Origin of the sequence: Rothia sp. HMSC065B04, from assembly GCF_001812285.1 — a bacterium.
In the GTDB taxonomy this organism is placed as follows: Bacteria; Actinomycetota; Actinomycetes; order Actinomycetales; family Micrococcaceae; genus Rothia; species Rothia mucilaginosa.
Window position 1 is genome coordinate 72,056 of record NZ_KV808408.1, and the last position, 13,268, is coordinate 85,323.

Below are 13,268 nucleotides of genomic sequence, written 5' to 3' on the forward strand. Positions count from 1 at the left end.
GCGGGCGCTGAGACAGCGCCTCGTTACAATGGGGAAGCGCCGTATAGCCGGGCGCACGGGTCATCAGTGACCCAACTCATCAAACGAGCCAACACAGGGGAGAGGAGGAACTGAGCATGACGGAGCAGCGCATGACGGAACAGAACGGTCATGAAGAGCACGAGCGAAACAGCGCGCGTGACGGCGACGCCGGTTTTGCGGCGCTGGATGCGACCGAACCGCACTTCGGTTCCTCAGCGCTTGGTAACTCTGTTTCCTTTGAACCTGCAGCCCCGCCGGTTGAGGTAGGCGGCTTCGAGGCGCTCAATTTTGAGGTGCCCGCCGCCCTGGCGGAGCCTACCCTCAGCTGGGAGGCGCCTCCTGCTGTTGCGTTTCCTGACGTTGCGCCTCCTATTGTTGGAGAGCCCCCGTATGAAGATGAGCCTCCATACCCTGACGAGCCTCCCTACGAGGATGAACCTCCGTATCTGGCAGAGCCTTTGTACCCTGAAACAGAGTACGCAGGGGAATATTATGCAGGGGAATATTGGGTACCCTCGGACGAAGCGGCACCCGCAGAAGCGATAGCGGAGCAGCGTGGGGGCCAAGAAACCGCACCCCAGAAACCCAAGCCGAAAGCGCGGCAGGCTGAAAAGCTCGCACATAAGAAGAAGCCAGCGCCTAAGAAGAAGTCAGCGGCCACAGAAAACGCACCCAAAAAGTGGGTGCGGAACAGGGCCGCGGATTCGGTATCCGCTGAGGAGTTCCCGGACTGGCACCCCGCCGCGCACGGCTTTGTTGAAGAAAGCATCGCCCGCGATAACGGCGGCGACTACGCCGGGGAGTTCCGCGTACCCGAGCTGCCCCTGCAGGCTGTGCCCGCCAACTTTGAAGATGGCAGTTCTGAGGAAGGCGGCGAATCGCCGCGCCGCAGCCTGCTCGTTGACCCGAACCTGCCCGCCGTCTCCATTGACGAAGCGCCCATTCGTGCCTTCACCCCCGGCGGTGCCGAGCCGCGCCCTATGGCGGCTGGCCGTATGAGTCGAGCGGGTGCCGCCTCCATCGGATCGGGGCTCACTGCCGAAGAGAAGGAAGAGATCGAGAGGCAAGCCGCTCAGCGGGCTAAGCAGAAGAAACGCAAGTCTTCGCGTGCCTCCAAGAACACCGACTACAAGCGTGGGTTCCGCCGCATGAGTGCGGCGCAGCAAGAGAAAATGCGGAGCCGTTCGCCCTACGCGCCCGCCTTCGGGGCTCGAAGTGACGACGAGGAAACCCGCAAGAGTCCTGCGGGCCGCGGCTCGGGGAGCAACCTATTTAGGGAGGGAAGTAGCTTGAACGAAGAACTCACCCCCGCCGAAGAAGCACTCATTCGCGGTATTGCCGAGGAGGAGGCGCAGGGCGACGGTACCGGAAAGCGCCGTGCCGCTTCGGCTGGATCCCCAAAGGGCGGTTCTCGAGCACGCGGCTCCCAACCGGGCGGCTCTCAGATGGGACATGCTTCCTCACAACCGGAAAGTAACGTGCCTTCCTGGAAGCAGAAGGTGCGTGCCGCCCGAGCCGCGGAAGAAACAGACCCCTACACACGCGCTAAAACCATCGTGTACAACCAGCTGGCGTACTCGGCAAAAACCCGAGGTCAGCTGCGGAAGAAGCTGCAGGCAGAAGGCTTCGACGCGGAGCTCATTGAGCCGCTGCTCGATACATTCGAGGCTGCAAAACTCATTGACGACGCCGAATACGCCCAAACATTTGTGGCGCAGAAGAGCCGCACCAAGAAGCTCTCCCGCGCCGCGCTACGCCGTGAGCTCGCTGAACGCGGGGTGCGCGGTGAAGAAGCGGAGAATGCACTGGCTCAGCGCACCGACGAGCAGGAACGTGAGGACGCCGCCGAGCTGGTGCGTAAGAAGCTGCGCCCCGGCATGGACCTGAGCGACCGCGCCGAAAAGGATAGGGTGACTCGCCGACTGCTGGGGATGCTGGCTCGCCGCGGGTACTCCTCCTCGGTGTCGATGTCGGTGATTCGTGAGGAACTCGCCGTCTACGGTGCGGAGGACGAGCTCTGGTAGAGGGCGAATTAATACATTCCGCACGCACAGATAGACCCATGCCGGGGTGACCGCAAAAATAGGCACTATAAAGGGTGAGACCGCTACAGACATACTCTGTGGCGGGCTCACCCTTTACGCTTTTGAGTTTTATAAAACGCCTTGGCGAAGGCTATATCCGCTGTTTACTCTGCTGCTTATTCAGCGGCTCCCAGACGGTTCGCGAATTCGGCGAGGGTCGCGTCCTGAGAACCGGCAATCTCAAGGAGCAGACGCATCAGCTGCGCACCTTCACGGCGAATACGAGGCAATAGATCGGAACGCGCCGAAGAAGAGTACAGCTCCAACAGAGCGCACACGGTCACCGCCGTGCACACCGCCAAATCCTCCGCCAGGTGCTCATCCAGCGGGGCGTCCTCAAAGAGGGCAGAGTACAGCGCCGGCAGCGCCTTCTTGCGGTCCACCCGGTAGTGCGGGTACTCCGGCGAGGAGGGGAATCCCAGCATCGCCTCAACGAAGGGGAAGCCGCGGTGGTGCAGGCAGGTGCCCTCCGCATCGACCATGCGCACCTGCGCGCCGTCCGCCGAGCCGATTAGCACGTTCTGCGGTGAAAAATCGCCCGAAGAGAGCATATACACCCTGCCGCGGTTGAGCTTGAACTGCTCGGGTACCGGCGGGCGCTTGGTGAAGAAGGGCTGTAGAACGCGGCGGAAACGGAAGGACAGCTCCTCAACGGCGGCGGGAAGAATGGGCGCGTCCTCATGCGCGGCAGGGCTGGCAGCAAGGCTGTCAGTATCGTGCTCGGGGGCGCGCGCCTCATCAGTCACACCGTATAGCTTCTTCAAACCGCGCTCGGCCAAACCCGGCGAGGCAATAGCGCCCGGGAACTGCGCCTTGCGGTCGGCACGCGCCAGGTTCAGACGGTAATCCTCCACCGCCTCGCCCATAATGCCGCTGGCGGCAAGGGAACGGTACGCCTCAATGTAGTAGTTCAGCGCGTCCAGCGCCTGCTGTTTGGTGCCCTCCAGCAGGGCGTGGGCAACCGAATACTGCTCGCCCTCAACGGTTCCGGCGCTCACATCCTCCAGCGCCAGCACGCGCAGCTCAGGATCCGCGCCGTAGAGCTGCGGGAACAGACCCGGAACCTGCCGGTTCAGCGCCTCCAAACCGTAGCGCTCACGCAGGTACCCGAAACCGCCCGCGTTCACCGTCGAATCCTTACGGCGGTAACGCTTCACAATAATCGAGGTCGGCAAAGACTGTGTAGACTCGAAAGACTGCGCAGACTCGGCGGCAGGCTCATACACCACACGCACCACAACGGAACGCATGCCGGTGCCCAGAATCTGCACGCGCTCAACCGCGCGGGCAGCCACCTGCTCCAAAGAATGCGCCCAGCTGAGCAGTTGCATCAGGGTCTGACGCATCGAGGCAGAATCAGCGCTCGCTTGAGGCGGCACGGGGGAGTAGGCGGCAATCGCCTCCTCAATGAGGGTGCTCAGATGCTCCCCGTCAGGGGCGGGAGCGGAAGAATCGTTCGGTGACAGAGCCGGAAAGTTACTACTAAGGGAAACCTGCATAGAGCCATTATCCCCCATCGGATACCCTATAGGGCATGACTTCGACCCTCAGCGATTCCGCCCAGACCCCCGAAACCAGCCCCCGCACCTACGAAGTGCGCACTTTCGGCTGCCAGATGAACGTGCACGACTCCGAACGAATGTCCGGCCTGCTGGAGGCTAACGGCTACGTTCGCGCTGAGGAAGGCACCCAGCCCGACCTGGTGGTTTTCAACACCTGCGCGGTCCGTGAAAACGCTTCCAACCGCCTGTACGGCAACCTCGGTCAGCTGGCACCGGTCAAGCGCGCCCACAAGGGCATGCAGATCGCCGTGGGCGGCTGCCTGGCGCAGAAGGACCAGGACGCCATCATTGAGAAGGCGCCCTGGGTTGACGTCGTGTTCGGCACCCACAATATTGGTGCCCTCCCCACCCTGCTGGAGCGTGCCCGCCACAACCACGAGGCGCAGGCAGAACTGCTCGAATCCCTCGAAGTTTTCCCCTCCACCCTGCCCACTAAGCGTGATCACGTGTATTCCGGCTGGGTGTCCATCTCGGTTGGCTGTAATAACACCTGCACCTTCTGCATCGTGCCGTCTCTGCGCGGTAAGGAGAAGGACCGCCGCCCCGGCGACATTCTCGCTGAGGTTCAGGCGCTGGTCGATGACGGCGCCATTGAGGTGACCCTGCTCGGTCAGAACGTGAACTCCTACGGTGTGGAGTTCGGCGACCGCCAGGCGTTCTCCAAGCTGCTGCGTGCCTGCGGCGAGATTGAGGGCCTGGAGCGTGTACGCTTCACCTCCCCGCACCCGGCAATGTTCACCGACGACGTGATTGACGCGATGGCGGAGACCCCGAACGTCATGCCCGTGCTGCACATGCCGCTGCAGTCCGGTTCCGACAAGGTGCTCAAGGACATGCGCCGTTCCTACCGTTCCAAGAAGTTCCTGAACATTCTGGACAAGGTGCGCGAGCGCATCCCGAACGCCGTGATTACCACCGACATCATTGTGGGCTTCCCCGGCGAGACTGAAGAGGACTTCCAGGACACTCTGAAGGTTGTGGAGCAGGCTCGTTTCTCCTCCGCGTTCACCTTCCAGTACTCGATCCGCCCCGGCACCCCCGCGGCGACCATGGAGAACCAGATCCCGAAGGAGGTCGTGCAGGAACGCTACGAGCGTCTGATTGCCCTGCAGGACCGCATCGCCGGTGAAGAGAACCGCAAGCAGCTCGGTAAGACCGTTGAACTGATGGTCGTTGCGGAGGCAGGTCGTAAGGCTGAGCAGACTCACCGCCTCTCCGGTCGTGGCCCGGACCAGCGCCTCGTGCATTTCTCGGTACCCGAGGGTTGCGAGACTCCCCGCCCCGGCGACATGGTCACCGTGCCTATTACCGAGGCTGGTTCCTTCCACCTGATTTCTGACCCGACCGCCGAGCAGTACCAGCTGCGCCGCACCCGCGCCGGTGACGCGTGGGACCGTTCCCAAGCTGACTCTTGCGGTACCGGCACCACCCAGGTGCCCGGTGCGCCGGTGGGCCTGGGCATGCCGACCATCGGTCTGCGCCCCTAAAACCTATAACGAATCATGCGCCCTGTTCCTCGGGCTCTTGCCACCACCGCAAGTGGGGGTGAGGGAACCGGTAGAATGGGGCGCATGACTATCTCCGAAACTCTGCCCGTTATCGCTATTGTGGGCCCGACCGGCACCGGTAAGAGCGCGCTCGCCATTGAGCTGGCTCTGCGCCTGAACGGTGAGTGCATTAACGCTGATTCTATGCAGTTCTACCGGGGTATGGATATTGGTACCGCGAAGGTCACCGCGGAGGAGATGCGCGGCGTTCCGCACCACCTGCTGGACATTATGGACGTGCGGGATGAGGCGTCCGTGGCGGAGTTTCAGGGGCGTAGCCGTGAGCTGATTGAGCAGATCCGTGGCCGTGGCCGCTACCCGATTCTGGTGGGTGGTTCCGGTCTGTATATGCGTGCCGCCCTGGATAGGTTGGAGTTTCCCGGCACGGATGCGCGGGTGCGTGAGCGCCTGGAGGAGCAAGCGCGTACCGAGGGTATTGGTGTTCTGCACGCCCGCCTGGCGGAGGTCGACCCGGAGTCGGCGGCGCGCGTGAAGGATGAGCGCCGCATTATTCGAGCCCTGGAGGTGTTCGAGGTGACGGGCCGCCCGTTCTCGGCGTTCATGCCGGTGCGCGAGTACGTGACGGAGAGTATTCAGATTGGTCTGGATATGGATCGTGCCCTGCTGCACGAGCGTCTGCACCGCCGTGTGGAGCTGATGCATGAGCGCGGCCTGCTGGACGAGGTGCGCACCCTGAACGAGCAGGGACTGCAGGAGGGGAAGACCGCCTCCCGCGCGATTGGTTACGCGCAGTTTGCCCGCGCCCTTGAAGATGAGGATTACAGCGTGGAGCAGGCGATTGAGGATACGACGATTGCCACCCGCCAGTTTGCACGCCGCCAGCTGACCTGGTTCCGCGCGGACCCGCGCGTGCACTGGCTGGACGCGCTCTCACCCACCCTTGCCGACGAAGCGGAAGCCATCATCCGCGAAAGCACCCGATAAGCCACAATAACGAGCCGCAGCCGAACAGATACCTCGTCGAGTCGGTCGGCGCGGTAAAATCATAAACGGACAGGTCACCAACCTTAAGGACAGCATATGAGCGAGAACCCTTCCATCTGGGGCGAGCTGGCAGGCCTGACCCTCACCAAGGGTCACGGCACCGGTAACGACTTCATCTTTCTGACGGATGAGAACGCAGAAATTGCCCTTACCCCCGAGCTGGTAGCCCGCGTCTGCGACCGCCACTTCGGCATTGGCGCGGACGGCTTCATTCGTGCTGCCCGCAGCACCGCCTCCCGCGCGGGTCAGAAGCTGCTCGAGGAGCACCCGGACGCTGTCTGGTTCATGGACTACCGCAACGGTGACGGCTCTATCGCTGAAATGTGCGGCAACGGTGTGCGCGCGTTCGTGGAGTACCTGCGCGCTGAGGGCCTGAGTGAGCTTGAGGTGGGTGAGACCGTCAAGATTGGTACCCGTGCCGGTGTGAAGACTGTGGCGCGCACCGAAGAGGGTTACGCGATTGATATGGGTCCGTGGAGCTTCATTCACGGTGAGGCTGCCCGCGAGGGTGGCGAGGACTGCCTGGTGTCTGCTCGCGGCCTGAAGACTCCGCGTGCTGGCCTGTCCATTTCGATGGGTAACCCGCACACCGTGGTGATGCTCGGCTCCGACGGTAAGCTGGACGGCCTGGACCTGCACAGCCTGCCTCAGGTGAACCCCGCCCCGGTCAACGGCACGAACGTTGAGTTTGTGGTGCCGGTCGACCTGGACGTTGAGAGCGGCGCGCATGTGGGCGCTATCCGTATGCGCGTGCACGAACGTGGCGTGGGCGAGACTCTGTCCTGCGGTACCGGCGCGTGTGCGGCTGCTGCTGCGACCCGTTTCTGGGGCGGCGAGGAAGCACCGGATGAGTGGCTGGTGCATGTGCCCGGCGGTACCCTCGCGGTGACTTTCGTGCTGGGCCCGGATGACCTGGAGCATGTTGTTCTGGCTGGTCCGGCGCAGATGGTTGCGACCGTCGTGCTACGATAGTCGGCTGCAATAGCGGGCAGCCCTGGACCAGAGATTTTATAGACAAAAGCGGCGGGTGTTTTCTGACAATAAATTCAGAAAACACCCGCCGCTTTTATGTTTTAAGCAAATAGCGCCAGAGGTTTTAGTCCTCGTAGCGGTGTACCTGCAGAATACGGAAGCCCTTCGAGGTCGCATAGCGCGACACCTCAAACTCGCCGGGGTGCAGCTCCTCAAGCTGCGCGTCCATCCACTTCTGCAAAGAATCAGAGCCCAGGTTCTTCTGAACCACCAGGTAGGCGTCACCACCAGGCGCCAGGCGAGGCAGCCAGGTCAGCAGGATCTCGTGCAGAACCTCCTTGCCCACGCGAATCGGCGGGGTCGACCAGATGGTGTCAAAACGCAGTTCGGGGTCAACCGATTCGGGGGTTCCCACGGTGACGTTGGACAGGCCGAGAGCGGCGGCGTTGCGTTCGGTCAGGCTAATGGAGCGGGAGTTCACATCCACCGCGTGCACCTGCGCCTGCGGTGCGAGCATCGCCAAAGTCAGGGTAATGGGACCCCAACCGCAGCCGATGTCGAGCATGCGTTCGCCCTGCGGGTCGGGTGCTTCCTGCAGCAAAATAGCGGTGCCCTTATCAATACCGGAGGGGCTGAAAATGCCGTTAGCTGTGGTGACGGTGACCTTGCGGCCGGCAAGCTCCACCTGCACCGGGCGGGGCTTGAATTCGGTCTCGGGGGTTTCAGAGAAATAATGCTGCTCGCTCATGCTATCCAGTGTACCGGTAGGGCAAGAACCCGCCGCACACGGGCAGAGAATGCACGGGGCAGGTCAGCAGCTTGCACGCCCTGAGCGCACAGACGACCGAACCCCCTACCTGATGCGGGCAACGGCGGTAGAATTAGAGTCGTATGAATTCTAAGAACATCCCCGTATCTGATACCGAAAAGCTGCCCAGTGATGAGCAGCTGCGCCGCACCGTAGACCGCGTTCTGGGCCGCTCCCAGGCCGCCGCCTCCGTCACTACTTATGACGCAGCCGGTACCGCGCATCACAGCGATAACTCTTCCAGCACCCACGGCAACAATAGCCGCCGTGTGCTGGATACTCGCGCGCGCGAAATTTCTGACGTTCAGCGCGAACACTCCGAATATGACGGTGACCAGGAAGATCTCGCTGAGCGCCGCGCACTGCGCCGTATCGCGAACCTCTCCACCGAACTTGAAGACGTCACCGAAGTCGAGTACCGCCAGCTGCGCCTGGAACGCGTGGTGCTGGCTGGTCTGTGGACTGAAGGCACCGTAGAGGACGCAGAGAACTCCCTGCGTGAGCTCGCGGCACTGGCTGAAACCGCAGGTTCCGAGGTTCTGGACGGCCTGGTTCAGCGCCGCCTCAAGCCGGACCCCGGCACCTTCCTCGGCTCCGGTAAGGCGCTGGAACTCAAGGACATTGTGGAGGCGACCGGCGCCGACACCGTCATCGTCGACTCCGAACTGGCTCCCTCGCAGCGTCGTGCCCTCGAAGACATCGTGAAGGTCAAGGTCATTGACCGCACCGCCCTGATTCTCGACATTTTCGCTCAGCACGCTAAGTCCCGCGAGGGTAAGGCGCAGGTTGAGCTGGCTCAGCTGGAGTACATGCTGCCGCGTCTGCGTGGTTGGGGTGCGTCCCTGTCTCGTCAGGCGGGTGGCCGCGCCGCAGCCGGTGAGGGTATCGGTTCGCGTGGTCCCGGTGAAACCAAGATTGAGATGGACCGCCGCCGCCTGCGCGCTCGCATGGCGAAGCTTAAGCGTGAGATCGCTGCGATGGCGCCGGCGCGTGAGACGAAGCGTCTGAACCGTCGCCGTAACCGCGTGCCTTCGGTGGCTATTGCCGGGTACACGAACGCGGGTAAGTCCTCCCTGCTGAACCGCCTGACCGATGCCGGCGTGCTCGTGGAGAACGCCCTGTTTGCGACGCTGGACCCGACCGTCCGTAAGGCTCAGACCCCGGACGGTATCGGCTACACCCTCTCTGACACGGTGGGTTTCGTGCGTTCGCTGCCGACCCAGCTGGTGGAGGCGTTCCGCTCCACCCTGGAAGAGGTCGCTGACGCTGACGTCATCCTGCACGTGGTGGATGCTTCGCACCCGGACCCGGAGGGGCAGATTCGTGCTGTCCGCGAGGTCATCGCGGAGGTTGACGCCCGCCATATCCCCGAGATCATTGTGCTGAATAAGGCGGATGCCGCCGACCCGTTCGTGCTGGAGCGTATGCGCCAGCGCGAGCCGGAGCACGTGATCGTTTCGGCGCGTACCGGTGAGGGCATTGAGGAGCTGAAGCAGAAGATCGCGGACACCATTCCGCGCCCCTCCATTGAGGTGAAGCTGCTGATTCCGTATTCGCACGGTGAGATTATTTCGCGCCTGCACGAGTGGGACGCCGAAATTAAGAGCACCGATTTCGTATCGGACGGCACCTTCGTGGTGGCTCTGGTCCGTGAGGATGTCGCCTCCGAACTGTCCGAGTATGTGCTGGAGGGCGACCTGCTGGAGATCCTGGAAGAGGAACTTGCGGAGGCACACGCCCTCACTGAGGCGACCGCATCTGACTCCGAGCAGCCCTCTAACTCTGAGGCTCTCTAAGGGCGGATGAGCGTGACCGAGAGCATCAACGCGCCCAAAAACACCCCGGGAACTGGGCCCGGACCGGGGACCGACGGCACCCGATTCACCGGACAGGAGCTTGAGACCCTGCCCGGTGCGAAGGATGCCCTGACCCTGCTGGATGAGGTGGTTGCCGCCACTGGCGGTCAGAATCGTGCCGGTCAGCGCACCATGGTGGCGCATGTGGCGCAGGCTCTTGAACTGCAGCGTCACCTGCTGGTCCAGGCGGGTACCGGTACCGGTAAGTCCCTGGGCTACCTGGTTCCTGCCCTGGCGAGGGTGGGGGAGTCGGACCAGCCGATTGTCGTTGCGACGGCGACCCTTGCCCTGCAGGCGCAGATCGTGAACCGCGATATTCCGCGTCTTCTACAAGCGCTGGAGCCGCGCCCGGAATCGCAGGCGCAGGTGGCTCTGCTCAAGGGCCGCAATAACTACCTCTGCGTGCACAAGCTGGAGGGCGGCTACCCGGAAGACGAGCCGGATGCTCTCTTTGACATGCCTTCTTCGACCTCCCGCGTGGGTGAGGAAGTGGTGCGCCTGCGCGAGTGGGCCGACCGCACGGAGACCGGCGACCGTGACGAGCTGAAGCCCGGCGTCTCTGACCGCGCCTGGGCTCAGGTATCGGTCAGTGCCGCCGAGTGTCTGGGCCGCCGCTGCCCGCTGGTGGAAGAGTGCTTTAGCGAGATGGCGCGTGGCCGTGCCGCTGAGGCTGACATTGTCATCACGAACCACGCCCTGCTGGCGATTAACGCTTTCGAGGGCATGAAGGTTCTGCCCGAACATGAGACGGTCATTATTGATGAGGCTCATGAGCTGGTGGACCGCGTGACCGGTGCCGTGTCTGGTTCTTTGACGGTTGCGATGGTTCGCCGTGCGGCGCGTAGCGTGAAGAAGCATTCAAAGGCTGATTCCGGCGCACTGGAAATGGCTGCCGGCACCCTGGAGACCGCGTTCGAGGGTCTTGCCGAGGGCCTGCTGAAAGGCCTGGACGGTCGCCTTTTGACCGCTATTTCTGCGGTCAATGATGCCGCCCGCACCGCCCTGTCCGATACCAAACCAGACGGGCAGGACGTTGACGCCGGCCTGCAGATGGCGCGCTCGCGTGTCTCTGAGGTACACGACATGAGTAGCCGCATTCTGGAGGCTTCGGGCGAGCAGGACGTTCTGTGGATTTCTCGTCAGGGTGGTTGGGAGAACGGCCGCTACGTGGCTGCTTCCGATACCGACCCGGCGACCCTGAACATCGCCCCCTTGAGCGTCGGTTTGCAGCTACGTGACGGTCTGTTCGCTGACCGCACCGTGATTCTGACGAGTGCGACCCTGACGGTGGGTGACTCTTTTGACGTTGCCGCCGGTGCCCTGGGACTGCAGGGCGAGGGCGCGCCGCGCTGGACGAGCATCGACGTGGGTTCGCCTTTCGACTACCGCAAGCAGGGCATCATGTACGTTGCCGGGGATTTGAAGCCTCCGGGATTCGGTGTGCACGAGGGCCAGCTGGATCGTCTGCGTGAGCTGTGCGAGGCGTCGGAGGGCGGTGCCCTGGGCCTGTTCTCCTCGAAGCGTGCCGCTGAGCGTGCCGCCGAGTACATGCGTGAGCACAGCGACCTGAACATTCTTCTGCAGGGTGAGTCTTCGCTCAAGGCTCTGGTGGAGGAGTTCAGCGAGGACGTTGACTCATGCCTGTTCGGAACGATGAGCCTGTGGCAGGGCGTGGACGTTCCCGGTGACTCTTGCCGCCTGGTGGTGATGGACCGCATCCCGTTCCCCCGCCCGGATGACCCGATTGCGCAGGCTCGTACGGAGGCGGTGAACCGTCATCGCGGTAACGGCTTTATGGCGGTTTCTGCTCACCACGCGGCGATTCGTATGGCGCAGGGCGCGGGTCGCCTGATCCGTTCGGTGTCTGACCGCGGCGTGGTGGCTGTGCTGGATTCTCGCGTGGCGACTAAACGCTACGGCGGTTTCTTGATGAAGGCGATGCCGCCGATGTGGTCGACGCAGAATAAGGCTGCGGTGACCGGCGCGTTGGCTCGTCTTTCGGCGAGTATTGAGCGTTAGCTCGGGCAAGATTCATCCCTGGCTACGCCGCCTCTTTCGCTTTGGAGATATCCGCTTCGGAAATATAGAAATCACCCCGGTGATACGTGAACATTCACGTATCACCGGGGTGATTTCTATATGGAGCTAAAAGCCTCGCGGCTATGTCTTTTAGAGGCTGTGCTGTCTAGAGACTGCGCAGCACGGATACGACCTTACCCATGACGGTTGCGCGGTCGCCCATAATCGGCTCGTAGTTGGAGTTGCGCGGCATGAGCCAGGTATGGCCGTCGACCTGACGGAACACCTTCACGGTTGCCTCGTCGTCAAGTAGCGCAGCAACAATATCGCCGTTGTCTGCGGTGTGCTGCTCGCGGACAACCACCCAGTCGCCGTCGCAGATTGCGGCGTCAATCATGGAATCACCCTTGACCTTGAGCATGAACAGCTTGCCGCTACCGACCAGCTGGCGGGGCAGAGCGAGCACATCCTCCACGGACTGCTCGGCAGTGATGGGGCCGCCCGCTGCAATTCGTCCAACCAGGGGAACGGGTACGAGGTCCTCATCGCCGACTTCGAAGTTCGGCAGCTCGGGCAGGGAAGAGGAAGCGCTACCGTGGATGCCGATGCCGTTCTCATCCAGCACCTCAATGGCACGGGGGAGCTTGGGGTCGCGGCGAATGTAGCCCATGGTCTCGAGGCGACCGAGCTGGTGAGTGACCGAGGACAGGGACGCAAGACCCACCATGTCACCAATCTGGCGCATGGACGGCGGGTAACCCTTCTGTTCAATCTCGGTGCGGATCGCGTCAAGAATCTTCTGCTGGCGCGCGGTCAGCGCCGGACGGGGTGCTGTTGCCATTTCTTTTCCTTCGGTCTGTGCCCCGAATTCTGTACTCCGGTCTCTGCAGTCTGTTTGAGACACAGTCCGGTCGGGGCACGGATGGGTGCTTCACACGTTTTCTGGTGAAGTCCTAAAAATTTTTTGGTTCTGCCGAAATGGGTCTTATCTCGTCAGGGGGTGGAGGAATTCTATCCGTGACGGAGCGATACCGGAGCGATACGCAGGCAACGAGTATGCGCCTCCGCCCTATAAAACTCAGTCAGCAGCACCTGCATTCGATACAGAATCAAACCGTAACGGGTACAGAAACCTGCTGTGAGTAGGACTCATCAGGAGCGTGTGGAACGTCTCTTGACACCAGTGTAGAACACTACACCGAAAAACTCAAACAAATATTCTAGATTTTTTCTTCGAAACTCGAAGAAATTTTTAGTACATCTCTGCTAGACTTTAGAACAAGAGTTCGTATATACTCTTGAATCTCTCCTGGAATTCAGGATTTACGGGTGAATGTTCGAAAAATATTCGAAGATTCAACCCGGAGTCTTTCGGGAGAGGAGAGTGAATGGGT

General features: G+C 62.0%; 9 protein-coding genes. 6 read left to right on the forward strand and 3 right to left on the reverse strand.

What is annotated here, in order from left to right:
• The first annotated feature begins 116 nt into the window (after positions 1-116).
• Complete coding sequence (locus HMPREF2845_RS03735) at positions 117-2,045, forward strand: regulatory protein RecX (protein ID WP_070633928.1); 1,929 nt, start codon at positions 117-119, stop codon at positions 2,043-2,045.
• A 176-nt stretch (positions 2,046-2,221) separates the two neighbouring features.
• On the opposite strand, the gene HMPREF2845_RS03740 is transcribed toward HMPREF2845_RS03735, so the two are convergent.
• Positions 2,222-3,604 carry a hemin ABC transporter substrate-binding protein gene (locus tag HMPREF2845_RS03740; protein WP_070633929.1) on the reverse strand — a complete coding sequence of 461 codons (1,383 nt, stop codon included), beginning with the start codon at positions 3,602-3,604 and terminating at the stop codon, positions 2,222-2,224.
• A gap of 35 nt (positions 3,605-3,639) precedes the next feature.
• Here HMPREF2845_RS03740 and miaB point away from each other — a divergent pair, with 35 nt between their 5' ends.
• The 3 genes from miaB (at position 3,640) to dapF (ending at position 7,191) form a co-directional block, all read left to right on the forward strand.
• Entirely contained in the window at positions 3,640-5,154 is a 1,515-nt protein-coding gene (miaB, locus tag HMPREF2845_RS03745; protein WP_005507888.1) for a tRNA (N6-isopentenyl adenosine(37)-C2)-methylthiotransferase MiaB, read from the forward strand.
• Positions 5,155-5,238: 84 nt separating this feature from the next.
• Positions 5,239-6,159 carry a tRNA (adenosine(37)-N6)-dimethylallyltransferase MiaA gene (gene miaA / locus HMPREF2845_RS03750; protein ID WP_070633930.1) on the forward strand — a complete coding sequence of 307 codons (921 nt, stop codon included), beginning with the start codon at positions 5,239-5,241 and terminating at the stop codon, positions 6,157-6,159.
• A gap of 96 nt (positions 6,160-6,255) precedes the next feature.
• Positions 6,256-7,191: a diaminopimelate epimerase gene (gene dapF, locus HMPREF2845_RS03755; RefSeq protein ID WP_070633931.1), complete on the forward strand. Its 936-nt coding sequence runs from the start codon at positions 6,256-6,258 to the stop codon at positions 7,189-7,191.
• A 124-nt stretch (positions 7,192-7,315) separates the two neighbouring features.
• Here the strand turns inward: dapF and HMPREF2845_RS03760 are convergent, their stop codons facing one another.
• Positions 7,316-7,939, reverse strand: a complete 624-nt coding sequence (locus HMPREF2845_RS03760; RefSeq protein WP_070633932.1) for a class I SAM-dependent methyltransferase — start codon at positions 7,937-7,939, stop codon at positions 7,316-7,318.
• Between the two features lie 143 nt (positions 7,940-8,082).
• Between HMPREF2845_RS03760 and hflX the strand changes: the two genes are divergently transcribed.
• A complete protein-coding gene (gene hflX, locus HMPREF2845_RS03765) occupies positions 8,083-9,795 on the forward strand; it encodes a GTPase HflX (protein WP_070633933.1) in 1,713 nt (570 codons plus the stop codon).
• Positions 9,796-9,801: 6 nt separating this feature from the next.
• Positions 9,802-11,874, forward strand: coding sequence for an ATP-dependent DNA helicase (locus tag HMPREF2845_RS03770; protein ID WP_049356060.1), 2,073 nt, complete (start codon positions 9,802-9,804; stop codon positions 11,872-11,874).
• Positions 11,875-12,040: 166 nt separating this feature from the next.
• Here the strand turns inward: HMPREF2845_RS03770 and lexA are convergent, their stop codons facing one another.
• The gene (gene lexA / locus HMPREF2845_RS03775) at positions 12,041-12,715 is read right to left on the reverse strand and encodes a transcriptional repressor LexA (protein ID WP_049341736.1); all 675 of its coding nucleotides are present in this window, start codon (positions 12,713-12,715) and stop codon (positions 12,041-12,043) included.
• Positions 12,716-13,268: the final 553 nt, after the last annotated feature.

Coding starts and splice junctions, on each gene's coding strand:
- HMPREF2845_RS03735 (WP_070633928.1), top strand. CDS start 117: ATGACGGAGCAGCGCATGACGGAACAGAACGGTCATGAAGAGCACGAG.
- HMPREF2845_RS03740 (WP_070633929.1), bottom strand. CDS start 3,604: ATGCAGGTTTCCCTTAGTAGTAACTTTCCGGCTCTGTCACCGAACGAT.
- miaB (WP_005507888.1), top strand. CDS start 3,640: ATGACTTCGACCCTCAGCGATTCCGCCCAGACCCCCGAAACCAGCCCC.
- miaA (WP_070633930.1), top strand. CDS start 5,239: ATGACTATCTCCGAAACTCTGCCCGTTATCGCTATTGTGGGCCCGACC.
- dapF (WP_070633931.1), top strand. CDS start 6,256: ATGAGCGAGAACCCTTCCATCTGGGGCGAGCTGGCAGGCCTGACCCTC.
- HMPREF2845_RS03760 (WP_070633932.1), bottom strand. CDS start 7,939: ATGAGCGAGCAGCATTATTTCTCTGAAACCCCCGAGACCGAATTCAAG.
- hflX (WP_070633933.1), top strand. CDS start 8,083: ATGAATTCTAAGAACATCCCCGTATCTGATACCGAAAAGCTGCCCAGT.
- HMPREF2845_RS03770 (WP_049356060.1), top strand. CDS start 9,802: ATGAGCGTGACCGAGAGCATCAACGCGCCCAAAAACACCCCGGGAACT.
- lexA (WP_049341736.1), bottom strand. CDS start 12,715: ATGGCAACAGCACCCCGTCCGGCGCTGACCGCGCGCCAGCAGAAGATT.